This is a genomic window from Pseudomonas sp. LM13, assembly GCF_041381355.1.
In the GTDB taxonomy this organism is placed as follows: domain Bacteria; phylum Pseudomonadota; class Gammaproteobacteria; order Pseudomonadales; family Pseudomonadaceae; genus Stutzerimonas; species Stutzerimonas frequens.
The window spans coordinates 192,386-215,539 of sequence record NZ_JACBXH010000003.1; the positions used below are offsets into that span (position 1 = coordinate 192,386).

Annotated in this window: 22 protein-coding genes; 6 read left to right on the forward strand and 16 right to left on the reverse strand. The window is 65.1% G+C overall.

What is annotated here, in order from left to right:
- Positions 1-20 precede the first annotated feature (20 nt).
- The 6 genes from HZR81_RS04760 to ppc all read right to left on the reverse strand — a co-directional run bounded on the left by HZR81_RS04760 (position 21) and on the right by ppc (position 6,400).
- Positions 21-713 carry an extensin-like domain-containing protein gene (locus HZR81_RS04760; protein ID WP_500127450.1) on the reverse strand — a complete coding sequence of 231 codons (693 nt, stop codon included), beginning with the start codon at positions 711-713 and terminating at the stop codon, positions 21-23.
- 68 nt (positions 714-781) lie between these two features.
- Positions 782-1,639, reverse strand: coding sequence for a DUF72 domain-containing protein (locus HZR81_RS04765; protein WP_500127471.1), 858 nt, complete (start codon positions 1,637-1,639; stop codon positions 782-784).
- An 11-nt stretch (positions 1,640-1,650) separates the two neighbouring features.
- The gene (locus HZR81_RS04770) at positions 1,651-1,995 is read right to left on the reverse strand and encodes a hypothetical protein (protein ID WP_500127451.1); all 345 of its coding nucleotides are present in this window, start codon (positions 1,993-1,995) and stop codon (positions 1,651-1,653) included.
- Positions 1,996-2,059: 64 nt separating this feature from the next.
- Entirely contained in the window at positions 2,060-2,737 is a 678-nt protein-coding gene (gene tsaB / locus HZR81_RS04775; protein WP_500127452.1) for a tRNA (adenosine(37)-N6)-threonylcarbamoyltransferase complex dimerization subunit type 1 TsaB, read from the reverse strand.
- Between the two features lie 132 nt (positions 2,738-2,869).
- On the reverse strand, positions 2,870-3,517 hold the full coding sequence (gene adk / locus HZR81_RS04780) for an adenylate kinase (RefSeq protein WP_200595601.1): 648 nt from the start codon (positions 3,515-3,517) through the stop codon (positions 2,870-2,872).
- 243 nt (positions 3,518-3,760) lie between these two features.
- Complete coding sequence (ppc, locus tag HZR81_RS04785; RefSeq protein ID WP_500127453.1) at positions 3,761-6,400, reverse strand: phosphoenolpyruvate carboxylase; 2,640 nt, start codon at positions 6,398-6,400, stop codon at positions 3,761-3,763.
- Positions 6,401-6,651: 251 nt separating this feature from the next.
- Between ppc and HZR81_RS04790 the strand changes: the two genes are divergently transcribed.
- From HZR81_RS04790 to lptF, 3 genes are all read left to right on the forward strand, one after another.
- Complete coding sequence (locus HZR81_RS04790; protein ID WP_063539977.1) at positions 6,652-6,993, forward strand: hypothetical protein; 342 nt, start codon at positions 6,652-6,654, stop codon at positions 6,991-6,993.
- Positions 6,994-7,263: 270 nt separating this feature from the next.
- Positions 7,264-7,656 (forward strand): DUF4398 domain-containing protein, encoded by a 393-nt coding sequence (locus HZR81_RS04795; protein WP_500127454.1) that lies wholly within the window; start codon positions 7,264-7,266, stop codon positions 7,654-7,656.
- A 50-nt stretch (positions 7,657-7,706) separates the two neighbouring features.
- On the forward strand, positions 7,707-8,489 hold the full coding sequence (gene lptF / locus HZR81_RS04800; protein WP_500127455.1) for an OmpA family protein: 783 nt from the start codon (positions 7,707-7,709) through the stop codon (positions 8,487-8,489).
- A 68-nt stretch (positions 8,490-8,557) separates the two neighbouring features.
- Here lptF and HZR81_RS04805 read toward each other — a convergent pair whose 3' ends face one another.
- The 10 genes from HZR81_RS04805 to recJ all read right to left on the reverse strand — a co-directional run bounded on the left by HZR81_RS04805 (position 8,558) and on the right by recJ (position 20,534).
- Positions 8,558-8,881: a PA3694 family proteiin gene (locus HZR81_RS04805; protein WP_102840090.1), complete on the reverse strand. Its 324-nt coding sequence runs from the start codon at positions 8,879-8,881 to the stop codon at positions 8,558-8,560.
- A 64-nt stretch (positions 8,882-8,945) separates the two neighbouring features.
- Positions 8,946-9,692: a TIGR00266 family protein gene (locus tag HZR81_RS04810; protein WP_270053479.1), complete on the reverse strand. Its 747-nt coding sequence runs from the start codon at positions 9,690-9,692 to the stop codon at positions 8,946-8,948.
- Positions 9,693-9,750: 58 nt separating this feature from the next.
- Positions 9,751-10,410: a Bax inhibitor-1 family protein gene (locus HZR81_RS04815; protein WP_500127456.1), complete on the reverse strand. Its 660-nt coding sequence runs from the start codon at positions 10,408-10,410 to the stop codon at positions 9,751-9,753.
- A 52-nt stretch (positions 10,411-10,462) separates the two neighbouring features.
- Positions 10,463-11,758 (reverse strand): flavohemoglobin expression-modulating QEGLA motif protein, encoded by a 1,296-nt coding sequence (locus HZR81_RS04820; protein WP_110776403.1) that lies wholly within the window; start codon positions 11,756-11,758, stop codon positions 10,463-10,465.
- A gap of 90 nt (positions 11,759-11,848) precedes the next feature.
- Positions 11,849-13,351, reverse strand: a complete 1,503-nt coding sequence (gene lysS / locus HZR81_RS04825; RefSeq protein ID WP_133456592.1) for a lysine--tRNA ligase — start codon at positions 13,349-13,351, stop codon at positions 11,849-11,851.
- A 63-nt stretch (positions 13,352-13,414) separates the two neighbouring features.
- A protein-coding gene (prfB, locus tag HZR81_RS04830; RefSeq protein ID WP_100218733.1) for a peptide chain release factor 2 occupies positions 13,415-14,510 on the reverse strand; the annotation gives its coding sequence in 2 pieces (ribosomal slippage) (positions 13,415-14,437 and positions 14,439-14,510; 1,095 coding nt in all).
- 124 nt (positions 14,511-14,634) lie between these two features.
- Positions 14,635-15,351 (reverse strand): tellurite resistance TerB family protein, encoded by a 717-nt coding sequence (locus HZR81_RS04835; RefSeq protein ID WP_110776401.1) that lies wholly within the window; start codon positions 15,349-15,351, stop codon positions 14,635-14,637.
- Between the two features lie 42 nt (positions 15,352-15,393).
- A complete protein-coding gene (locus HZR81_RS04840; RefSeq protein ID WP_500127457.1) occupies positions 15,394-16,503 on the reverse strand; it encodes an NADH:flavin oxidoreductase/NADH oxidase in 1,110 nt (369 codons plus the stop codon).
- A 93-nt stretch (positions 16,504-16,596) separates the two neighbouring features.
- Entirely contained in the window at positions 16,597-18,690 is a 2,094-nt protein-coding gene (locus HZR81_RS04845) for a molybdopterin oxidoreductase family protein (protein ID WP_500127458.1), read from the reverse strand.
- Between the two features lie 128 nt (positions 18,691-18,818).
- Complete coding sequence (gene recJ, locus HZR81_RS04850; RefSeq protein WP_500127459.1) at positions 18,819-20,534, reverse strand: single-stranded-DNA-specific exonuclease RecJ; 1,716 nt, start codon at positions 20,532-20,534, stop codon at positions 18,819-18,821.
- A gap of 261 nt (positions 20,535-20,795) precedes the next feature.
- Here recJ and HZR81_RS04855 point away from each other — a divergent pair, with 261 nt between their 5' ends.
- Genes HZR81_RS04855 through HZR81_RS04865 form a run of 3 tightly spaced genes read left to right on the forward strand, consistent with a single transcriptional unit; the run spans position 20,796 to position 23,154 of the window.
- Positions 20,796-21,545, forward strand: coding sequence for a 5-oxoprolinase subunit PxpA (locus tag HZR81_RS04855; RefSeq protein WP_500127460.1), 750 nt, complete (start codon positions 20,796-20,798; stop codon positions 21,543-21,545).
- Positions 21,542-22,246, forward strand: a complete 705-nt coding sequence (gene pxpB, locus HZR81_RS04860) for a 5-oxoprolinase subunit PxpB (protein WP_500127461.1) — start codon at positions 21,542-21,544, stop codon at positions 22,244-22,246. Before HZR81_RS04855 ends, pxpB begins: the two co-directional genes overlap by 4 nt.
- Entirely contained in the window at positions 22,243-23,154 is a 912-nt protein-coding gene (locus HZR81_RS04865) for a 5-oxoprolinase subunit C family protein (RefSeq protein ID WP_500127462.1), read from the forward strand. Before pxpB ends, HZR81_RS04865 begins: the two co-directional genes overlap by 4 nt.

The window sequence follows — 23,154 nt, forward strand, 5'->3', positions numbered from 1 at the left end:
GGACGTCTGGGCTAGCGCACCTAACGGCACATGCCGAAACCGCCCATATCCACATGGAAGTGATCGTGATGGGCCGCGTTGTATTCCGGCCCCAGCGTCACGTTGAAGGCCTTGCAGGCCGCATCCCGTACCTGACGCAGGAAGCGCGCCTTGTCGCCCTCGCCCTGCCAGTCCCGCGCCACCGTGATACGCGTGCCGTCCTGCAGATGAAAGCCGGCCAGATCCAGCGCATTGGCACTGGCATGCTGGCTACGGCGATTGCTGCGGGCGATGTTGCGGCAGGCGAAGCTGCCGAAATGATCGATGCGCACCACCGGCTGGCCGAACACAGCCTGCGCGGCCGGCTGCAGGCCGTGCATCTCGAACATCGCATAGGCGGCCGCCAGTGGACAGGTGGCCAGAAACGGCCCGTTGAAACGCACGTCCGAACCCTGCACCCGCACACTGTTCTGCACCGGGCAGCCAGGTTCCGGCGTGCTGTTCGGCACGGCGGCGTAACGCAGCGGTGCCGTGGCCTGCGCCTGTTCGCAGAGGGAGCGATCCTGTTGCAGGCGGCGAAGCTTGAGCGAGGTCAGTAGGTTCGGCGGCTCGCGAATATCCAGCGGCGCCCAGGGATTCCAGCGCGGCGGGATATCGATCAGCTGCTGCTGCACCGCCAGCACGAAGCCGGCCAGCAGCGTCAACAAAAGGAGGAAGAATCGGCCGAAGGTCATACCCTATGGGCAACGACGCAGCGGCGAAGTTGAACGCGGTGTTTTACAAAACTGGTCAGGCGGCCCGTTCAGTCCAACAGCGACAGCTGCGGCGCCTGGCGGACGGCGGCAAGCGCTGGCATGCCGGGCAGCCGCTCGCTCAGCAGCTGGTGGAAGCGCATGGCCAGTTCCGGTGCGCGGTGGTTGTCCGGCGTATGCAGATAGACGTGCGGCGTCTTGCCCGCCTCGATCCAGTCCGCCACCTTGGCCAGCCAGGGTGCGAGAAAGGGATCGTTGGCTTCCAGCTGCGGATGCCCCACGAACCGCAGCTGCGGCGAATCGCTGAACGCCACCGGCCGCACCGGCAGACGCGGCTTCTTGCTCTGCGCATGCAACAGCGCCGGATCGCTTGAGCGGCAGCTGAACAGCGCCCGACTGTCGAGACAGATGCGCTCCACGCCGCGATCACGCAGCAGCCGATTGAGCGCCCGCTCGCCGTCACCCTTGTCGAAGAAGGCCGGATGGCGCACCTCGATGGCCAGCGGCGCCGCGAAGCCTTCGATGAAGGCGGCCAGTTCTGCAAGCCTGGCCGGACCCACGCTGGCCGGCAGCTGCAGCCAGAACGGCGTCACCCGCCGCCCCAGCGGCTGCAACAGGCGCCGGAAGGACTGCGCCGCGTCCAGCGCTGCATGCAGATTCTCGGCCTGGCTGATCTCCCGGGGAAACTTGGCGCAGAAGCGAAAATCGTCCGGCATCTGGCTGGCCCAGCGCTGAACCTTGTCATCTGACGGCCAGGCATACAGCGTGGTATTGCCTTCGACCGTGTTGAACACCGCGCAGTACTCGGCCAGGAACTCGGACGCCGGCGTACCCGGCGGGTAGAGCGAGCCGAGCCAGGCGCTCTCGTTCCAGGAAGGGCAACCGAGAAAATAGGGAAACTGCGGCAGAAGAAAGCGCCTCAGGCGTAAAGGTCGAGCCCGAGCACCTCGGTGCCGTCGAGATCCACGGGCATGCTGGCGGTGCTGGTATAGCTCGCCAGGGCCAGGGCAACCCGACTGGAAAGCGGCCGCTCGGGCTGCGGCTCGTCATAGCGGAAGGCGGCGTAGCGCTCCACCAGCGCACTGGAGTTGACCCGCTGTTGCGGGCGATCGGCCTGGGGCTGATAGTCTTGCCCGGTGCGCGAATCGACACCGCGCTGAGCCTGTGCGGCCCGCTGCGTTTCCCCATAGCTATCCGCCGCCCTGCCGGTACGGGCAGAACGATCCGTTGCATAGGGGACAGGGAGGAAGCTATCGACGCGCATCATTGGACTCGATCAGAGGCCCGGCGACTCTAACGGGCGGCCATGGCTTTGGCAACGGCTCGCGTCATTTGATCCCTTTCGGCGTCGCGACGTTGTCGCGCAGGTACACCGGCTGGGCCTGATCGGCCTCCAGCGCCTCGCCACGCTGCCAGGCAAACGCAGCCAGGCGCAGCAGGTCTTCGGCGTGGGGCAACAGGGCGGCGTCGCAGCCCTGCACCGCCACCGGTATGCGCTCGGCATAGCCCCAGCCAGTGCCGGCGCCGAACCAGTCGCCGTCCGCAGCGCGCGGCAGAACGGCCTGCTCGGGCGGAAGCACGGCCTCGCTGCCGACCAGCCGCATCTCCCCGCTCTGCTCGCGGTAACAGCCCCAGTAGACCTCGTCCATGCGTGCGTCGATGGCCGCGGCGACCTGCGTCGTGCCCTGTTCGCGCCAGGCCCGCTGCGCGATGGTTGCCAGCGTGGACACCGGCAGCACCGGGCGCTGCAGAGCGAACGCCAGCCCCTGCACCACGCCGATGGCGATGCGCACGCCCGTGAAGGCGCCCGGTCCGCGCCCGAAGGCGATGGCATCCACAGCCGACAGCGCGACGCCGGCTTCGCCGAGCAACGCCTGCACCATCGGCAGCAGACGCTGGGCGTGCAGGCGCGGAATCACCTCGTAGTGACTCGCTACCTTGCCGTCATGCAACAGCGCGACTGAGCAGGCTTCGGTGGCGGTATCCAGGGCCAGCAGCGTGGTCATCAGGGCATTCCGATCGGTAAAAAAGGCGCAGATTCTAACGCATTCAAGCGCCGGGTTGCGGTGCCCAGCCAGAAACGAAAATGCCCGTATCCAAGGATACGGGCATTGATCGAAGCGTGTCGCTCGGCGCGATCAGCTAAGAGCGGCGAACACCTTGGCGGTGATTTCGTCCACGGAACCGACGCCTTCGATGCAACTGTATTTCGGCGTGCCTTCGGCGGCGGCCAGGCTCTGGTAGAAGTCCACCAGCGGCTTGGTCTGCGCGTGGTAGACGGACAGGCGATGACGCACGGTCTCTTCCTTGTCGTCTTCGCGCTGGATCAGGTCTTCTCCAGTCTCGTCGTCCTTGCCGGCAACCTTCGGCGGATTGTGCTCGGTGTGATAGACGCGACCGGAAGCCGGATGCACACGACGACCAGCGATACGGCCAACGATCTCTTCATCATCCACGGCGATTTCGATCACGTTGTCGATGCGCACACCGGCTTCCTTCAGCGCTTCGGCCTGCGGAATGGTGCGTGGGAAACCGTCGAAGAGAAAACCATTGGCGCAATCGGGCTGAGCGATGCGCTCCTTGACCAGGTTGATGATCAGGTCATCGGACACCAGACCGCCAGCATCCATCACGCTCTTGGCCTTGAGGCCTAGTTCGGTGCCGGCCTTGACAGCCGCACGCAGCATGTCGCCCGTGGAGATCTGCGGAATACCGAATTTTTTGGTAATGAAGCCTGCCTGGGTACCTTTGCCGGCACCGGGCGCTCCCAGCAGAATCACACGCATGGATGAGTCCTCGATTTTCTTGGAAGGGGGCGATCGCCAGCGGGCCGGTGCGGCTCGTCGCTGTCGAATCAAAAATTCTGGTTTGCCGCCATGCGACAAAAGGTTGAACACGATACACAGCGCACCGGGACGGCACAAGCCGTCCCCAAAGCGTCTATCACCCTGCATAAATCGCGGAATTGGTAGCCGGGCGACCGGGCTGTCAGGGTAGCTGTATGCCCGCCGATCCGCTCGCCGGACACCTTAACCGGTGTTGCGCAGCCCAGCGGCGATACCCGCCACGCTGACCAGCAAGGCTTGCTCCAAAGGGCTCTCGGCCGGGCTCTGGCAATTTCGCGAACGCGCCAGCAACTCGATCTGCATCAGGTGCAGCGGATCCAGGTAAGTGTTGCGCAGACTGAACGCCTCCTGGGTCTTGGGGCTGTGATCGAGCAGATCTGACTGGCCGGTCATGCTCAGCACCGCACCGATGACCTGCGACAATCGGTCACGCAGATCGCCGCCCAGCGAAAGCAGCTCAGGTTGCACCAGCCGCTCGTCGTAGCGCCGAGCGATGTCGGCGTCGGCCTTGGCCAGCACCATCTCCAGCATGTCGATGCGTGTGCTGAAGAATGGCCAGCGCGCACGCATCTCGGCCAGCCTTTCCGCCTCGCCGCGCTCCAGCGCACGATGCAGGGCGTGCTCCCAGCCCAGCCAGGCCGGCAGCATCAGTCGGGTCTGGGTCCAGGCGAAGATCCAGGGGATCGCCCGCAGGCTCTCCACGCCGCCTTCGCGGCGCTTGGCTGGGCGGCTGCCCAACGGCAGGCGGCCCAGCTCAAGCTCAGGCGTGGCCTGGCGGAAATACTCGACGAACATTGGATGCTCACGCACTACGCCGCGGTAGGCGCTGACCCCATCCTCGGCCAGGCGATCCATGGTTTCCCGCCAACCGGCTTCAGGCAACGGTGGTGGCAGAAGCGTCGCTTCCAGCACGGCGGCGAGGTACAGATTCAGATTCTGCTCGGCGATATCCGGAAGCCCGAACTTGAAGCGAATCATTTCGCCCTGCTCGGTCGTACGGAACCGCCCGTCGACCGATCCCGGCGGTTGCGAAAGGATCGCTGCATGCGCCGGGCCGCCCCCACGCCCGACGGTGCCACCACGGCCGTGGAACAACAACAGCTCCACGCCGTGCTCGCGACAGACGTCCACCAGCTGCTCCTGAGCGCGGTACTGAGCCCAGGCTGCCGCCGTGGTGCCGGCATCCTTAGCCGAATCGGAGTAGCCGATCATCACTTCCTGCGGTCCGTGCAGGCGCTGACGGTAGCCGGGCAGAGACAGCAGACGGTCGATGATCGGCGCGGCGTTGTTCAGGTCATCAAGGGTTTCGAACAGCGGCACCACGCGCATCGGACGCTGCAGGCCCGCCTCCTTGAGCAAAAGCTGCACGGCGAGCACGTCGGAGGCCGCATGCGCCATGGAAATCACATAGGAGCCCAGAGAAGTGGCAGGCGCCTCGGCGATCACCGCGCAGGTAGCCAGCACTTCGGCGGTATCGGCTGACGGGTGATAGTGGGCCGGCAACAATGGGCGGCGGTTGCCCAACTCCTGCTGAAGCCATTCCAGCCGACGCTGCTCGTCCCACTGCTGGTAGTCGCCCAGGCCCAGATAGTCGGTGATCTCGGCCAGCGCAGCGGCATGGCGAGCGGCATCCTGGCGGATATCCAGGCGCACCAGGAACAGGCCGAACACGGCAAGCCGACGCAGGCAATCGAGCAAGGCGCCGTCGGCGATCATGCCCATGCCGCAGGCATGCAGCGAGCGGTAGCACAGTTCCAGCGGTCGCCGCAGCTGCGCGCAATCCTGCAGCACGTCTGCCGGCGCTGGCTGGCCGTGCTCGATGGCGGCCCGCGCCCAGTCACGGGTTGCCCGCAAGCGCTGACGCAGTGGCTTGAGCAATACGCGGTAGGGTTCGGGCGACTCCCCCGTCTGGCGTAGCAGCTCGTCACTGGCCGCGCTCATCGACAGCGCCGTGATCAGCCCCTCGATCTCCCGCAGGTACAGGTCGGCGGCGACCCAGCGTGCCGTCAGCAGAACTTCGCGGGAGACCATTGCGGTGACATTGGGGTTGCCGTCGCGGTCGCCGCCCATCCAGGAAGCGAAGCGAATCGGTGCTGCCTCCAGCGGCAGGTGCAGGCCGGTCAGTCGGCGCAGCGTGGCATCGGTCTGGCGCAGGACATTGGGTACGGCCTTCCACAACGAGTTCTCGATCGCCGCAAAGCCCCACCTGGCCTCTTCCACGGGCGTCGGCCGGTTGCGACGGATTTCCTCGGTGTGCCACACCTCGGCGACCAGACGCTGCAGCTGCAGCTCGATCCGGGCCAGCTCGGCGGCCGAGAGATCGGTGTGGTCGCGTGCCGCCAGCTGCTCGGCGATGGCGTCGTACTTCTGGATCAGGGTGCGCCGCGATACCTCGGTCGGGTGGGCTGTCAGCACCAGCTCGATATCCAGCCGGCTGACCTGGCGGGCGAGAAACTCGTCGCCGTGGCCGGCCGCCTTCAGGCGTTCGAGCAGATCGGGGAAGACGCTCGCCTCGAACGGCGCAGGCTCACTGGCTGTACGGCGACGGACCTGGTGATACTGCTCGGCGATGTTGGCCAGGTTGAGAAACTGGTTGAACGCCCGGGTCATCGGCAGCAGCTCGTGCTCGTCCAGGCTGTCCAGCGTCTCTGCCAGCTGCTGCGCGCCCTCGGCCGATCCTCGCCGGGCGGCCTTGGCCCCCTTGCGAATGCGCTCGATCTTGTCGAAGAACTGATCGCCGTGCTGGGCACGGATGGTATTGCCGAGCAGCTCGCCGAGCAGATGCACGTTGTCGCGCAGGCGCGCATCGATGATTTTCGCCATGACCTTTGCTCCTCCCGCCAATACGGCCAATGAGTTTCGCGAGCCTCGCCAGTCTTGCACGACCGATTCGCCGCTATGCATCAGACGCTTCGCTGGGCAAACGATCCTGAACGGCTACGCTGAAATTATCTCCAACCAGAGTGCCCACCACGCAGCGCCATGACAAGGCATCAATGGCTAGCGCGCGTGGGCATGCAAGCCCAGTCATCACCGCTATCACCGCTCGTGCGCGCGGGCATTAAGGAGTAACCATGAGAATTTCCGAGCTTGTCAGTCATTGGGAGCGCGACGCCAAGGGCCGCATGAGCCATACCACCTACAGCATCCCCCTGGATGTCGAGAGCGCGGCACGGCTGGCCGCCCTGGCCGAGATGTATCCCAAGCGCAGCACAGAGGCGCTGCTCGGCGAACTGGTCGGCGCCGCCCTCGAAGCGGTCGAGACCAGCCTGCCCTATGTACGCGGCACGCATGTGATCGCCACCGACGAACAGGGCGACCCGGTCTATGAAGACGTGGGCCCCACTCCGCGCTTTCTCGAGCTGTCGCGCAAGCACCTCAAGCGCATGCTCGACGAGCCAGACGCAGACAGCTGAGTCATCGGTCGCTGCTAGCGGCCGCGAGCGCGCAGCGCCGGCGGCCGCACTCCCCTCTGCCGCGCGGAATCCCGCGCGGCTCCGCCCTCGCTACACACTTCACCCCCTTGCCGTTTCGCTGACGACCGCTCTAGCCCGCCAATTCGACGGAACGTTTGACGCCGTGTGACCTCACAAAAATATGTCCCGACATCGGTAGTGCACTAATCAGCCCACTGCCCGGCCAGGGACGGTAGCTATCCGTTAAGCAATTCGAACTGGAGACTGACCATGAACAAAGCTGTCGCAACCCACGCTTCGAGATTCCAGCTACCCAAGCTTGCAGCCATTGCATTGGGCGGCCTGCTGCTGACGGCCTGTGCGGGCAACCCACCGACCGAGCAGTTCGCAGTGACCGGATCGGCAGTGCGCAGCGCGGTCAGCGCGGGCGGCACCGAGTACGCCGCCGTGGAGATGCGTGCCGCGCAGGAAAAATGGAAAGAGGCCGAGCTGGCCATGCAGAAGGAAAACTACGAACAAGCCCGCAAGCTGGCCGAACAGGCCGAATGGGATGCCCGCGTTGCCGAGCGCAAGGCCGAAGCGGCCAAGGCGCAGAAGGCCGTTGAGGACGCACAGCAGGGAATCCGTGAGCTGCGCGAGGAAAGCATGCGCAGCGTTCGCTGAACCCGCATCAGGTTCGACATTCCGTTTATTGCACAAAGGATGAATTCGTCATGCACAAGCTCGTAACCCTACCGACTCTTCTGGCTCTGAGCATTGGCCTGGTGGCCTGCGCCAACCAGCCCAATCAGAACCTCGAAGAAGCCCGCAGCAGCTACTCCGCGCTGCAGGCCGACTCGCGTGCCAACAAGTTGGCCGCGCTGGAGACCCAGGATGCCGGCACCATGCTGGACAAGGCCAACAAGGCCTATCTGAACGATGCGGACGAGGAGACGGTGGACCAGCTGGCCTACCTGACCAAGCGCCGCATCGAGCTGGCCGAACAGACCATTGCCCTGCGCAGCGCCGAAGAGGAGCTGGGCAAGACTTCGGCACAGCGCGCCGAGGCGCGCCTGGAAGCGCGCGAGGCGCAGATTCGCAAGCTGCAGGAAGACATGCAGGCCAAGCAGACCGAACGCGGCACGCTGGTGACCTTCGGTGACGTGCTGTTCGACCTGGACAAGGCCGAACTGAAACCCGCCGGTATGCGCGGCATCCAGAAGCTTGCTGAGTTCCTGAACGAGAATCCGGAGCGCAAGGTGGTGGTCGAGGGTTATACCGACAGCACCGGCTCCGACTCTTACAACCAGCAGCTGTCCGAGCGCCGCGCCCAATCCGTGCGCCGCGCATTGACCCACGCGGGCGTCGACCCACAGCGCATCCAGGCGGTGGGCTATGGCGAGCAGTACCCGGTTGCGAGCAACGACTCGCCGTCCAGCCGCGCGATGAATCGCCGCGTCGAGGTGACCATCTCCAACGACGACAAGCGCGTCGCGCCACGCTCGTCGATGGAGTGACCGTGAAGCATGGGCATCGCGCACTGATGCCCAGTCCCTTTTGCAGCCCGTCGCCCTGACGGGCTGTTCTATTTGCTCTCCTGCGGCGCGTCCTGACCCATGCAGCGCACTGCCCGCTTCCTGTTGTCCACCAGCACGCCGGTCAGGCCCTTCTGCTCAGTATCGAACAGTACCAGCACACCATCGATGCACTGAGCCACCTGCGACGCCGGCTTCAGCGATACCCGATAATCCTCGCCCGGTATGGTCTTGAGCATGGTGAAGTCCGCCAGCAACAAGGCATCCTCGGGCTTGGCGACATGCACGTAGCCGTAGTAGCTGAGCACCCCGACCGTCCCGATGACGGTGCCGACGGCGGTGAGGATATAGGGGATCAGATTACGTTCGGACATGGATAATCTCGGCAGGACAAAGTCAAAAGCGGATTGTGACAAATCTGGCGCGCTGCGAGTCGCCTCATTTTCCACCGGCACGGGTTTCGCCGCGGGCCTGGTAGGTCGCCTCGTAGACCCGTTCGGCCAGCCGCGAGAACGGCAGGCTCTGGATCCAGACGCTGCCGGTGCCCTTCAGGGTCGTCAGCAGCAGCCCTTCGCCGCCGAACAGCATGCTGCGCAGCCCACCGGCCAGCTGGATGTCGTAGTCGATGCCCTGGGTGAACGCGACCAGGCACCCAGTGTCCAGGCGCAGGGTTTCGTTGTTCAACTCCTTGCGGATTACCGTTCCGCCGGCATGTACGAAGGCCAGCCCATCGCCATCCAGACGCTGCAGGACGAAACCTTCGCCGCCAAAGAAGCCGGCACCGATGCGCTTGCTGAAGCTCACCCCGATCCGCGTGCCGAAAGCGGCACAGAGAAAGGAATCCTTCTGGCAGATCAGCGTGCCGCCTACCGCGGCGAGGTCCACCGGCACCACCGTACCGGGATAAGGCGCCGCGAAGGCCACACGCGACTTGCCTTTGCCTTCATTGGTGAAATGGGTGAGGAACAGCGACTCGCCGGTGATCATCCGCTTGCCCATGCCCCACAGCTTGCCGAGCACACCGCTCGCCGAGCCATCGCCCATGCGTGCTTCGAAGCGCACGCCATCGGTCATGTAGTTCATCGCGCCGGCCTCGGCGATCACCGTCTCGCCGGGGTCGAGGATGATCTCCACGCTCTGCGCGGATTGTCCGAGGATTTCGTATTCGAGTTCGTGACTGGTCACGGCGAGCTCCTGGTCCTGTGATTGCAGCGCGGCGAGAGCGGCCTCGGCCGGCCCTCGCCTACTTGCGCCCGAGAATGCGCAGGATACGCAGGAACAGGTTGATGATGTCCATATAGAGCGCGGCGGCGCTGTCGACGGCATTGTCCAGGGTCTTGGGGATCTGGTTCGCCCGCCCCCAGTCGACGCCCACATAACCGCAGAAGATCAGCACCACGATCCAGTCGATCACGCCATGGTGGATGCCAAGGATGAACAGCTCGACCAGTTCGACGACGATCACCAGCAGCAGCGCCACCGTCAGTGCGCTGGCGATGCTGGCGAAGAAGCGCGGAAACAGCGTGCCGAGCGCCATCATGCCCAGGGTGACCAGCGCGGTGATACGGATCGCCTCGTGCACCAGCGCGCTGTCGTAGCGGCTGACCACCAGGTTGACGATCAGCCCGAACGGCACCACCACCAGGTTGTAACCGAGGAAACTGACCCAGGGCTTGTTCGAACTGTGAAACAGCCATGCGCCGGTCAGGCAGCTGGCGAAGTAGCCACCGAAGAACAGCCAGGGATGGATGCTGCGAATGGACTCGACCGGAATGTTGCCGACCATCCACCAGTTGACCCAGAAGCCCCAGCAGAGGGTCAGGCCGATGACGAGGTTGTAGGCGCCAGCCGAGAGGGTACGGTCCAGTGGGCTGGACTGACGGGCAAAGACGGAGTTTTCCATGTCGTTACGCTTCCTTGCGTGATGATTGATTCGGGGCCTGCGCCGAGTCGGTTCAGAGGATGTTGGCGTAGTCCGCTTCGATACGATCGAGGCTCAGGTGGTTGAGGAAGTTGGAGAAGCACATCCAGGCCGACAGCGCATTGAGGTCCTGGAACTGCTGCGGCAGGTACTTGGGCGGGGCGACCATGCCCTCGTCCACCAGCTGGCGCAGCGTGCGCATGTCCTCCAGCGTGGTCTTGCCGCAGAACAGCAGCGGGATCTGCTCGAGCCGGCCTTTACGCACGGCGAGCTGGATGTAGTTGTAGATCATGATGAAGCCCTTGAGGTAGGACAGGTCCTTGGTGAAGGGCAGGCCATCGGGGGTCGAGCCGCGGAACACGCGGCTGGCGTTGCTGTAGCTCTCGTCGTCGCCATAGCCCTGCTCGCGGAAGAAGGCGAAAACATCGAGGAAGTCTGCGCCCTCCTCGGCCATGTGGATGGCGCGGGTGCGGTTGGTCAGCTTGCGCAGGCGCGTCGGGTAGGAGGCGAAGGCAATCACCTCCATCAGGATTGCCAGGCCTTCCTGAGTGACCGTGGAAGACGGCGGCCCCTTGGCCAGGAAGGTGCAGATCGGCTGGTTCTGCCCGTTGAGCGTGGTGCCGACGTGCACCAGCCCTTCGTGGACTTCCAGTGCGCGTACGTCACGCTCGTTGAACAGCGCGTCGCTGCGGATCTTGATGTAGTCGGCACCGGCCGCAGCGTCGGCGAGGATGCCGTCGGACTCGAAGACGCGGATCACGCCCTCGCCTTCGCCGAACACCACATCCAGGCGCTTCTGCAGCAGCTCCACGGCCTGCGGCGCGGTGAGATTCTTCGGCTCGTCACGCAGGTCGCCGCGGTCGGCGATGTTGTTCAGGTAGTCGGAGAGCATCAGGCCGAGGTCGGCCAGGGTCGGGTCGCCCGCGTGGAAGGCGTCGGACGCCGCGCCGTAGAGCTCCTGGGAGATCATGCCGAAGTCCGGCGTGCCACGCGCCTCGAGCATGCGGATGACCATGCGGTATTCCTTGCACATGCGCCGCATGATCTGCCCGACCGGGTTGAACTGGCCGAGCTGACGGGTGATGTCGCGCTCGATGTCCTGGAATTCCTGCTTCTTCGCGCTGGAGTCGAAGGCCAGCGGGCGGCCTTCGTAGTAGCCGCGATCAATCTTCGGCAGCTCGCGGCCCTTGGCGGCGAAAAAGCCCTGGCGGGTATTCTCGTCCCACTTCACTGCGTCCAGCACGCGCACCGGCGTCTGCGCCTCGACGATGCGGTCGGACAGCCCGCGCACGATGGTCTGATACTCGTCCAGGTTGTTACGGCTGTTCATCGGTCCCTCTTCACGGATGACCCGTACCCTTGAGGTTATACCCGCGGCGGCCAAGGCCGGCACACTGCAGGTCGGTTGACGCTCAGTGGATCAGAGTTCCGGACGCATGTGCGGGAAGAGGATCACGTCGCGGATCGACGGCGAGTTGGTCAGCAGCATCACCAGACGGTCGATGCCGATGCCCTCGCCAGCGGTCGGCGGCATGCCGTATTCCAGCGCACGAACGAAGTCGGCATCGAAGTGCATGGCCTCGTCGTCACCAGCATCCTTATCGGCCACCTGGGCATGGAAGCGCTCGGCCTGATCCTCGGCATCGTTGAGCTCGGAATAGGCGTTGGCGATCTCGCGGCCGCCGATGAACAGCTCGAAGCGGTCGGTGACGTTGGGGTTGCGATCGTTGCGCCGGGCCAGCGGCGAAACCTCGAACGGGTACTCGGTGATAAAGGTCGGCTGTTCCAGCTTGTGCTCGACCAGCTCCTCGAAAATCATCACCTGCAGCTTGCCCAGGCCTTCGTGACCGAGCAGCTTGGCGCCCGCCTTCTTGGCGATGGCACGGGCCTTCTCTAGATCATTGAGATCGGCGGCCGAGATTTCCGGGTTGAACTTGAGGATGGAGTCGAACACCGACAGGCGCGCAAAGGGCTCGCCGAAGTGGAACACCTTGTCGCCATAGGGCACGTCGGTGCTGCCGAGCACGGCCTGGGCCAGCTCGCGGAACAGCTCCTCGGTCAGGTCCATGTTGTCTTCGTAGTCGGCATAGGCCTGGTAGAACTCGAGCATGGTGAACTCGGGGTTGTGCCGGGTCGAGACGCCTTCGTTACGGAAGTTGCGGTTGATCTCGAACACGCGCTCGAAGCCCCCGACCACCAGACGCTTGAGGTAGAGCTCCGGTGCGATGCGCAGGAACATCGGCATGTCCAGCGCGTTGTGATGGGTCTCGAACGGCTTGGCCGCGGCGCCGCCAGGGATGGTCTGCAGCATCGGCGTTTCCACTTCGAGGAAGTCGCGCTCGGCGAGGAACTTGCGGATGTGGGCGATGACCTGGGAGCGCACGCGGAAGGTCTCGCGCACTTCCTCGTTGACCATCAGGTCGACGTAGCGCTGGCGATAGCGCTGCTCGGTGTCGGTCAGGCCGTGGAACTTGTCCGGCAGCGGGCGCAACGACTTGGTCAGCAGGCGCACGTTGTTCATGTAGACGTAGAGGTCGCCCTTGCCCGAACGCGCCAGGGTGCCCTCGGCTGCGATGATGTCGCCCAGGTCGAAGTGCTTGACCGCCTCGACCTGCTCGGCCGGCAGGGTCTTGCGATCGACGTAGACCTGGATGCGCCCGCTCATGTCCTGCAGCACCATGAACGGCCCGCGGTTGAGCATGATGCGCCCGGCGACCTTGACCGGAATGGCCGCCGCTTCCAGCTCTTCCTTGGTCTTCTCCGCGTACTGTTTCTGCAGGTCGCCTGCATAGCGGTCGCGACGGAAGTCGTTGGGGAAGGCATTGCCCTGCTCACGCACGGCAGCAAGCTTTTCCTTGCGCTGGGCAATCAGCTTGTTTTCTTCCTCTTGGATGGCGTGCTGGTTCAGCGGTTGTTCGCTCATTGCGGGTCGTCCCGGTCAAATCGTTTCAATGGGGTGCTTGCGGCTTGAGGCGTGCGGCTGCGCTCAGAGCCCCTGTTTGAGGCTGGCTTCGAGGTACCCGTCGAGGTCGCCGTCGAGCACCTTCTGGCAATCGCTGCGTTCCACGCCGGTACGCAGATCCTTGATGCGCGAGTCGTCGAGCACGTAGGAACGGATCTGGTGGCCCCAGCCGATGTCCGACTTGCTGTCTTCCAGCGCCTGAGAGGCGGCGTTGCGCTTCTGCATTTCCAGCTCGTACAACTTGGCCCGCAGCATCTTCATGGCGGTATCCTTGTTCGCGTGCTGGGAACGTTCGTTCTGGCAGGCCACCACGGTATTGGTCGGCACGTGGGTGATACGCACTGCCGAATCGGTGGTGTTGACGTGCTGACCACCGGCACCAGAGGAGCGGTAGGTGTCGATGCGCAGGTCGGCCGGGTTGATCTCGATCTCCACCTTGTCGTCGATCTCGGGCGATACGAATACCGCCGAGAACGAGGTGTGGCGACGGGCGCCAGAGTCGAACGGACTCTTGCGCACCAGGCGGTGCACGCCGATCTCGGTGCGCAGCCAGCCGAAGGCGTATTCGCCCTTGATGTGTACGGTGGCGCCCTTGATGCCGGCGACCTCACCCTCGGACAGCTCGACGATCTCGGCGCTGAAGCCGCGTTTGTCGGCCCAGCGCAGGTACATGCGCAGCAGGATGTTGGCCCAGTCCTGGGCCTCGGTACCGCCGGAGCCAGCCTGGATATCGAGGTAGCAGTTGTTGGGGTCCATCTCGTGGCTGAACATGCGGCGGAACTCGAGCTTCTCGAGAATTTCGCGCAGGCGCTCGACTTCGGCCACGATGTCGTTCACGGCGCCTTCGTCGTTTTCTTCGGCGGCCATTTCCAGCAGGTCGCGCGAATCGGCCAGGCTACCGGTCAGGTCGTCGATGGTTTCGACGATCTGCGCCAGGGTAGCGCGTTCACGGCCCAGGCTCTGGGCGTATTCGGGCTTGTTCCAGACGTTCGGGTCTTCGAGTTCGCGGTTTACTTCGACGAGACGATCATGCTTCTGATCGTAGTCAAAGATACCCCCGAATTGACTGGGTGCGCTCGGACAGGTCCTTGATGCTGTTGAGGATCGGGTTGATTTCCATAGGTAGGCAGCTCTCAATCGGACGGTGCAAAAGCCGGCGATTATAACTCAGCCAACCCGTGCTGACAGCCCGCTGGGCGTGCCGGCAGACTGTCAGGAAACGGATTTGCCCTCATGATGGCTGGTCAGGCACTGACACCACGTACCTGGCTTTCCAGTTCGCCTTTGAGTTGCGGATCGAGCTGCAGGCAGCGAGCCAGTTCGTCGAGGTAGGCACGCTCCATGAAATGCTCCTCGTCGACCATCAACACGCTGGCCAGGTACATCTCCGCAGCCATCTCCGGGGTGCTGGCGGCACTGGCCACGTCGGCCGGGTCCAGCGGCTTGTTCAATTCGGCCTCCAGCCACTGCTGCAGATCAGCATCGGCCAGCTTGCCCAGCTCCGCCTCGATCAGTTGACGCTCTCGGGCATCGACATGGCCGTCGGCCTTGGCTGCTGCCACCAGTGCCTTGAGAATGCCCTGGCTGTGGACCTCGACCTCTGCCGGCGGCAGGCGATCGATGGTCTGTGGCGTCTGCTGCTGCGTCCCGCCCTGCTGTGCCTGCCAGTTGCTGTACGCCTTGTAGGCCAGCACCCCGAGTGCCGCCAGACCGCCGTAGGTCACCGCCTTGCCGCCCATCTTGCGTACCTTGCGGTTGCCCAGCAGCAGGCCCATGGCACCGGCTGCCAGCGCGCCGCCGCCGGCGCCCGACAGGGCATTGCCGAGCGAACCGCCGCCAACGCCGGAAAGCAGGTCGCTCAAACCGCCTTTGCCAGGTTTGCCACCTGCACTGGATTGCTGCTTCTGCAGCAGGTCCTGACCGGACCTGAGCAGTTGATCGAGAAGGCCACTGGTTTTCATCGAAGTCCCCAAAAGGATTGGATCAGGATTGAACAGCAGTGCTCAGTCGAACGACTCGGGCACCTGACGGATCGGCGTGTCGCGATGGGCGGCACGCACGTACTGCGCCGGCCAGGCCACCGACCCGTCGCGCAGGTATTCGGCGGCATGCAGCGGCCAGTACGGGTCGCGCAGCAGTTCGCGGGCGAGCAGGATCAGGTCGGCCTGGCCGGTACGCAGGATGTGTTCGGCCTGCACCGCCTCGGTGATCATGCCGACCGTACCGGTGGCGATACCCGCCTCCTTGCGCACGCGCTCGGCGAACTGCGTCTGGTAGCCCGGCCCGACTGGAATATCGGCGTTGGCCGCGGTGCCGCCCGACGACACGTCGATCAGGTCGACGCCGACATCCTTGAGCCGCCGTGCAAGCTCGACCGTTTCGTCTGCATTCCAGCCATCATCGACCCAGTCGGTCGCCGAAAGACGGACGAACAGCGGCAGTTGCTCGGGCCAGACCTGGCGCACCGCAGCGGTGACCTCCAGCAGCAGGCGGATACGGTTGTCGAACGAGCCGCCGTAGCGATCCTGGCGCTGATTGGATAGCGGCGAAAGAAACTGATGCAGCAGGTAGCCATGGGCCGCATGTACCTCGGCAACCTTGAAGCCGGCTGCCAATGAGCGCTCGGCCGCCTCGACGAACGCCTGCACGACGCCCGCGATGCCGGCGTCGTCCAGCGCCGTCGGCACGGCATGTTCAGGCGAGAAGGCAATGGTCGAAGGGCCGACCGGGGTCCAACCGCCAGCGGCGATGGGCACGCTGCCATGCTTGCCGAGCCAGGGCCGCCACGTACTCGCCTTGCGCCCGGCATGGGCCAGCTGCACGCCGGCGAACGCGCCCTGCGCCTCGATGAAGCGGGTGATACGGCGTAGCGGCTCGACATGCTCATCGGACCAGATGCCGAGGTCGTCCGGCGAAATACGCCCCTCAGGGCTGACCGCCGTCGCCTCGACGATCACCAGTCCGGCGCCACCGACGGCTCGACTGCCCAGATGCACCAGATGCCAGTCGTTGGCCATCCCCGCCTTCGCCGAGTACTGGCACATGGGCGATACGGCAATCCGGTTGGGCAGTTTGAGCTGGCGCAGGGTAAGCGGCTGGAAAAGCTGGGACATGTCGGCCTCTACTGTCATGGATGCGGGTTGGACACCCATCAGTAGAGACCATTTCCGCGCCCGTGCCCAGCCCGAGGCTGGCGAAGCCGCTCGTCAGGCGGCGCTGACCTGCACCGGCACACCGTTGAGCGCGGCGTTGCCGGAAACGTCCAGCTGGCGCTCGTCGGTCAGGTCGTTGCTGCTGGCGCCCGGTTGCTGTCGCGCGATATCCAGCTGCACGCCCGGCCGCGCATGGCCCCAGCCGTGCGGCAGGCTGACCACGCCGGGCATCATCTCCTCGCTGGCCAGCGCCTCCACCTCGACCACGCCGACCCGCGAATGCACGCGCACCCGCTGGCCATCCTGCAGCGCCCGCGCCGCCATGTCGGTCGGGTGCATCAGCAACTGATGACGCGGCTTACCCTTCACCAGGCGCTGGTAGTTGTGCATCCAGGAGTTGTTGCTGCGTACATGGCGGCGGCCGATCAGCAACAGCTCGTCGGCACCCGCCTGGGGCTGCGCAGCGAAACGTTGCAGATCGTCCAGCATCAGCGCCGGCGCGGCCTGGATGCGCTTGTTCGGCGTTTTCAAGCGCCGCGCCAGATTCGGCTTGAGCGGCCCGAGATCCAGCCCGTGGGGATAATCCTCCAGCGCTGCCAGGCTCAGCTTGCGCTCGGACTTGTCACCATAGGGCCCATGGCGCAGCGCCAGGTCCATCATCTGCTGCGGCGGCATGGTCGGCTTGAGCTCGACGCCCACCCGCCCGGCGTAGGCCTCGGCCAGGCCGATAAAGATTTCCCAGTCATGCAGCGCGCCCTCGGGCTTGGGCAGCACCGGCTGGTTGAAGCGGGTGACGTTGCGCACGGCGAGCAGATTGAATGTCGCGTCGTAATGGTCGTGCTCCAGCGGTGCGGTCGGTGGCAGGATCACATCGGCATAGCGGGTCGTCTCGTTGATGTAGAAGTCCACGCTGAGCATGAACTCCAGGCCATCCAGCGCCTGCTCCAGCTTGCGGCCGTTGGGCGTGGAGAGCACCGGGTTGCCGGCCACGGTGATCAGCGCACGCACCTGCCCTTCCCCAGGCTCAAGCATCTCTTCGGCCAATGCCGCTACCGGTAGTTCGCCGCCATATTCGGGCAATTGCGACACCCGACTACGCCAGGCGTCAAAATGGCCGCCCTTGGTGGTCTCCACCAGATCCACCGCCGGCTCGGTGCACAGCGCGCCACCGACCCGATCGAGATTACCGGTGACCAGGTTGATCAGCTGCACCAGCCACTGGCAGAGCGTGCCGAACGCCTGGGTCGAAACGCCCATGCGGCCGTAGCAGACTGCCCTGTCCGCCGCCGCGAAGTCCCGCGCCAATTGGCGGATCTGCTCGGCAGGAACACCGCAACGGGCGCTCATCGCTTCTGCCGTAAAGGCGGCGATCGCCGTGCGCACCTCCTCGATGCCGTCCAGCGGCAGTTCGCTGGCACGCGTCAGGCCTTCCTCGAACAGGGTGTTGAGCAGGCCGAACAGCAGCGCCGCGTCCTGTCCGGGGCGCACGAACAGATGTTGATCGGCGATGGCCGCGGTCTCGCTGCGGCGTGGGTCGACCACCACCAGCTTGCCGCCGCGGGCGCGGATCGCCTTCAGCCGCTTCTCCACATCGGGCACGGTCATGATGCTGCCATTGGAGGCCAAAGGGTTGCCGCCGAGAATCAGCATGAAATCGGTGTGATCGATGTCCGGCACCGGCAGCAGCAGGCCATGGCCGTACATCAGGTGGCTGGTCAGGTGGTGCGGCAGCTGGTCGACCGAGGTCGCGGAGAAGCGGTTGCGCGTTTTCAGCAAGCCGAGGAAGTAGTTGCTGTGGGTCGTCAGACCGTAGTTATGCACACTCGGGTTGCCTTGGTAGATGGCCACGGCATTGCTGCCGTGCCGCTCGCGGATCTCGGCCAGGCGCTCGGCGACCAGCTCGTAGGCCTCGTCCCAGCTGATGGCCTGCCACTCTTCGCCGCAGCGGCGCATGGGGTGGCGCAGGCGATCGGGGTCGTTCTGGATGTCCTGCAGCGCCACTGCCTTCGGACAGATATGGCCGCGGCTGAAGCTGTCGAGGGGGTCGCCCTTGATCGAAAGGATGCGCTCGCCTTCGGTCTGGATGGTCAGGCCGCAGATGGCTTCGCACAGATGACAGGCACGGTGATGGACGCTGATGTCGCTCATTTCGGGTTCCCGCATGGCGCTGTTGTTGTCTCGCCACTCTAGGCGCGGCGGCGGCAGGCAACAATCGAACGTTCCGGCGGGGAATGCCAGCCGATTCAGCCGGCCTATCGTCGGCTGGCATGCATCGGTCAGCGCGGGGCGATATGCGCCACCATCAGCTGCACGCTTTCCTGGCCGCGATACTCGTTGACGTCGAGCTTGTAGGCCAGCTCCGCCCAGCGCACTGTCGGGTTCGGCCAGATTTCGCGGTCGACGTTGAAGGCGATACCGTCCAGCGTCAGCGATCCGCATTCGCTCTTGAGCACAAGCTTGAGATGGCGCTCACCGACGATACGTTGCTGCACCAGCTGGAACACGCCATGGAACATCGGCTCGGGAAAATGCTGGCCCCAGGGTCCGGCGTTGCGCAGCGCACGCGCCAGCTCCAGATGGAATTCTTCGACGCTGAGCTGGCCGTCGGTGAGTAGCCGACCGGTGAGATCGTCCTCGCACAGCTGGCGGCGCACTTCGGCATCGAAGGCCGCGGCGAAGGCACCGAAGTTGGCTTGTGGCAGCGACAGCCCGGCCGCCATGGCGTGCCCGCCGAACTTGCTGATCAGGCCGGGATGCCTGGCGGCGACCGCATCCAGCGCATCACGGATATGAAAGCCCGGCACCGAGCGCGCCGAGCCCTTGAGCAGCCCGTCGCCAGCATCGGCGAAGGCGATGGTCGGGCGGTGGTAGCGCTCCTTGAGGCGCGAAGCCAGGATGCCGATCACGCCCTGGTGCCAGTCCGCCTCGAACAGACACAGGCCGAACGGCAGGTCCTCCAGTGGCAGATCCTTGAGCTGCGCCAGCGCCTCGCGTTGCATGCCCTGTTCGATGGCCTTGCGATCCTTGTTCAGCTCGTCGAGCTGGGTCGCCATGTCGCGCGCCAGCGCCTCGTCCTCGCAGAGCAGGCACTCGATGCCCAGCGACATGTCATCCAGTCGACCGGCCGCATTCAGTCGCGGCCCGAGAATGAAGCCAAGGTCGGTAGAGGTGATGCGTCGATGATCGCGCCCGGCAACCTCGAGAATCGCCCGCAACCCCGGCCGAGCCCGCCCCGCGCGAATTCGCGCCAGGCCCTGATGGACGAGGATGCGGTTGTTGGCGTCCAGCGGCACCACGTCGGCGACGCTGCCCAGCGCCACCAGATCGAGCAGCTCGGCCAGGTTCGGCTCGGCCCAGCCCTGACGGGCGAACCAGTTCAGCTCACGCAGCCGCGCGCGCAGGGCGAGCAGCACATAGAAGATGACGCCAACCCCGGCGATGCACTTGCTCGGGAAGGTGCATTCCGGCTGGTTGGGATTGACGATGGCATCGGCCGCCGGCAGTTCGTGGCCCGGCAGATGGTGGTCGGTGACCAGCACCTTGAGCCCTGCCGCCTTCGCCGCCGCGACGCCATCGACGCTGGAGATGCCGTTATCCACGGTCACCAGCAGTTCGGGCTCGCGCTGCAAGGCGACGGCGACGATTTCCGGGGTCAGGCCGTAGCCGTACTCGAAACGATTGGGCACCAGGTAATCGACGTGGGCGGCACACAGCTGGCGCAGTCCGAGCACGCCGACCGTGCTGGCCGTAGCGCCATCGGCATCGAAATCGCCGACGAACAGGATGCGCTGGCGCTTTTCCAGCGCCTCGACCAGCAGCTCGACTGCCGCATCGATGCCCTTGAGCTGCTTATAAGGAATCAACCGCGCCAACCCCTTGTCCAGCTCCTCCGCGCAAGTCACGCCACGGGCCGCGTAGAGGCGCTGCAGCAGCGGCGGCAGCTCGCCAAGGTCTGGCAGCTGCTCGGGCAGGGGGCGGGGTTCGATACGCATGGGTTCCGGTCTCGGTCATAACGGATTGAGGGCGTGAACTGCTTGCCCTGCGGGCCGCCTGCGAAGCAAAGGGACTCAGCGGATCGGAACGGATCATGACCTGGCTCCGCCGGCTTGGCCGACGAGGCGGGCAAGCATACAGCAATGTCGAATCCGGCACTCGTGCAGGCTGCCGGCGCTATGTCGGATAATCTAACGCAACCACGGCGCCTGGCCATCCGCTACACCGCTGCGCATCGACCATTCGAAGGAGCCTTCCAAATGGGACGCCTGTTATTGAACTGCGACATTGGCGAGAGCTTCGGCGCCTGGACGATGGGCCTCGACGCCGAAGTGATGCCGCTCATCGACTGCGCCAACATCGCTTGCGGCTTCCATGCATCCGATCCGCAAGTCATGCGCCGCACGGTTGCACTCGCACAACGGCATGGCGTGCTCATCGGCGCACATCCGGGCTATCCGGATCTGGTCGGTTTCGGCCGTCGCTCCATGGCCTGTACGCCTGCCGAAGTGGAGAACATGCTGCTCTATCAGGTCGGCGCGCTCGAGGGGATTTGCCGTGCCGAAGGAACCCAGGTCCGCTACGTCAAGCCTCACGGTGCGCTGTACAACGACATGATGCGTGAGCCGGAGCTGCTACGGGCTGTGATGGCAGCGATCAAGGCCTACAGCGACAGCCTGCCGCTGATGCTGATGTCCACTCGTGACAACAGTGCCAGCCAGGCGATGGCTGCGGAGATGGGCATCACCCTGTGGTTCGAGGTTTTCGCCGACCGCGCTTATGACGACGCCGGCATGCTGGTGAACCGCAAGCTGCCAGGCGCGGTTCACCATGACAGCGACAGGGTGGCCGACCAGGCCCTGCGCCTGGCTCGCGGCGAGGCCCTCACCACCCACGATGGCGGCACCTTGACCCTGCAGGCCGACACGCTGTGCGTGCATGGCGACAATGCCGCTTCCATTCTCGCCGTGCAGCGCATTCGCCAGTCCTTACAGGCGATCACACCGTGAAGCCGCAAATCGAGGTGGTCGGCGTCGATTGCTTGATGCTGCGACTTTTCGACCAGATCGACGAAGGCAACATGCCCTGGCTGCTCGCCGCCAGGGACCGCATCGAGGAGGCCTTCGGTACCGCGCTGATCGACCTCGTGCCCTCCTACACCACACTCCTCGTCCACTATGACCTGAACCTGCTCGATGATCGCCAGGCGCGCGGCCTGATCGCTACCACCCTTGATGGCCTGCGCCCGGCAACGACCCGAAGCGGCCGCCTGCACGAGATCCCGGTGTGGTATGACCGCCACGTCGGCCCTGAGCTGGAATACCTTGGCGAGCGCAGCGGGTTGGGCGTCGGCGGGGTCATCGAACTACACAGCGCGCATGTTTACCAGGTGTTCGCCCTCGGGTTCGCGCCGGGCTTCGCCTTCCTCGGACTGGTCGATGAGCGGCTCGCCAGCCCGCGCCTGGCCACACCGCGCAAGCAGGTACCGGCTGGCAGTGTGGGTATCGCCGACCGGCAGACCGCGATTTATCCGGCGCAGTCACCGGGCGGCTGGAACCTGATCGGCCGCAGTCCGACGCGCCTGTTCGACCGCGAGTCCGACCGCTACAGCCTATTGCAACCTGGCGACCGGGTACGTTTCGTCGCGGTCGAGCGCACCGAATTCATCCGCCTGGGCGGCGACGACAGCCCGTTCGAGGCCGCGCCATGAGCCTGGTCGTCGAGCAGGCCGGCGCACTCGCCAGCATTCAGGACCGTGGGCGTTTCGGTGTTCGCCACCTCGGGGTGACCCAGGGCGGCGCGGTGGATTGGCTCTCTTGCGCCTGGGCGAACTGGCTGCTCGGCAACCCTCTTGCCGCGCCGGTGGTGGAGGTGACCCTCGGAAACTTCCGGCTACGCGCCGAGACCGATGCCCGCCTCGCCATCTGTGGCGCCGATCTCGGCGCAACGCTGGACGGCCAGCCCATCGCACCGGGGCACGCCTTCACGATCAGCCGGGGCCAGCTGCTGACCTTCAGCCAGCCACGTCATGGCGTCCGCGCCTATCTAGCCGCTCCGGGCGGCTTTCAGGCCCCGCGAGTGCTGGGGAGCTGCGCAACGGTGAGGCGGGAGCAGATGGGTGGGCTCGCAGACGACGGGCGCGCGCTGCGCGTGGGCGACCGCTTGTGCTGGCAGGGCCACGCTGCCGTCTCGAGGGAACTGCCAGCACAAGCGATAACGGCGCTGTCCGGCGGTGTCCTTTCAGTGGTGCCAGGGGCACAGATCGCCGCCTTCAGCGGGACGAGCCTGTTTGCGGCATTCAATGGCGAGTGGGTCGTCGATCAGCGCGCCGATCGAATGGGCGTCCGCTTGCTCGGCCCGACGCTTCATTGCAAGGCTTCGTCGATGGTTTCCGAAGGAATTCCGCTGGGCGCGATTCAGGTTCCGGCCGACGGCCAGCCGATCATTCTGCTCAACGACCGCCAGACAATCGGCGGCTATCCCCGGCTCGGTGCACTGACACCCTTGGCTGTGGCGCAGCTCGCGCAGTGCCTGCCAGGCAGCGTGATCCGCCTCAGACCTGTCTCGCTGGAGGCTGCGCAGCGCGAGCAACGGTCGCTGCTCAACCAATGGCGCTAG

Excerpts from the sequence above, each read along its gene's own strand:
- HZR81_RS04760 (WP_500127450.1), bottom strand. The coding sequence starts at position 713 with ATGACCTTCGGCCGATTCTTCCTCCTTTTGTTGACGCTGCTGGCCGGC.
- HZR81_RS04770 (WP_500127451.1), bottom strand. The coding sequence starts at position 1,995 with ATGCGCGTCGATAGCTTCCTCCCTGTCCCCTATGCAACGGATCGTTCT.
- tsaB (WP_500127452.1), bottom strand. The coding sequence starts at position 2,737 with ATGACCACGCTGCTGGCCCTGGATACCGCCACCGAAGCCTGCTCAGTC.
- adk (WP_200595601.1), bottom strand. The coding sequence starts at position 3,517 with ATGCGTGTGATTCTGCTGGGAGCGCCCGGTGCCGGCAAAGGTACCCAG.
- ppc (WP_500127453.1), bottom strand. The coding sequence starts at position 6,400 with ATGGCGAAAATCATCGATGCGCGCCTGCGCGACAACGTGCATCTGCTC.
- HZR81_RS04790 (WP_063539977.1), top strand. The coding sequence starts at position 6,652 with ATGAGAATTTCCGAGCTTGTCAGTCATTGGGAGCGCGACGCCAAGGGC.
- HZR81_RS04795 (WP_500127454.1), top strand. The coding sequence starts at position 7,264 with ATGAACAAAGCTGTCGCAACCCACGCTTCGAGATTCCAGCTACCCAAG.
- lptF (WP_500127455.1), top strand. The coding sequence starts at position 7,707 with ATGCACAAGCTCGTAACCCTACCGACTCTTCTGGCTCTGAGCATTGGC.
- HZR81_RS04805 (WP_102840090.1), bottom strand. The coding sequence starts at position 8,881 with ATGTCCGAACGTAATCTGATCCCCTATATCCTCACCGCCGTCGGCACC.
- HZR81_RS04815 (WP_500127456.1), bottom strand. The coding sequence starts at position 10,410 with ATGGAAAACTCCGTCTTTGCCCGTCAGTCCAGCCCACTGGACCGTACC.
- HZR81_RS04820 (WP_110776403.1), bottom strand. The coding sequence starts at position 11,758 with ATGAACAGCCGTAACAACCTGGACGAGTATCAGACCATCGTGCGCGGG.
- lysS (WP_133456592.1), bottom strand. The coding sequence starts at position 13,351 with ATGAGCGAACAACCGCTGAACCAGCACGCCATCCAAGAGGAAGAAAAC.
- HZR81_RS04835 (WP_110776401.1), bottom strand. The coding sequence starts at position 15,351 with ATGAAAACCAGTGGCCTTCTCGATCAACTGCTCAGGTCCGGTCAGGAC.
- HZR81_RS04840 (WP_500127457.1), bottom strand. The coding sequence starts at position 16,503 with ATGTCCCAGCTTTTCCAGCCGCTTACCCTGCGCCAGCTCAAACTGCCC.
- HZR81_RS04845 (WP_500127458.1), bottom strand. The coding sequence starts at position 18,690 with ATGAGCGACATCAGCGTCCATCACCGTGCCTGTCATCTGTGCGAAGCC.
- recJ (WP_500127459.1), bottom strand. The coding sequence starts at position 20,534 with ATGCGTATCGAACCCCGCCCCCTGCCCGAGCAGCTGCCAGACCTTGGC.
- HZR81_RS04855 (WP_500127460.1), top strand. The coding sequence starts at position 20,796 with ATGGGACGCCTGTTATTGAACTGCGACATTGGCGAGAGCTTCGGCGCC.
- HZR81_RS04865 (WP_500127462.1), top strand. The coding sequence starts at position 22,243 with ATGAGCCTGGTCGTCGAGCAGGCCGGCGCACTCGCCAGCATTCAGGAC.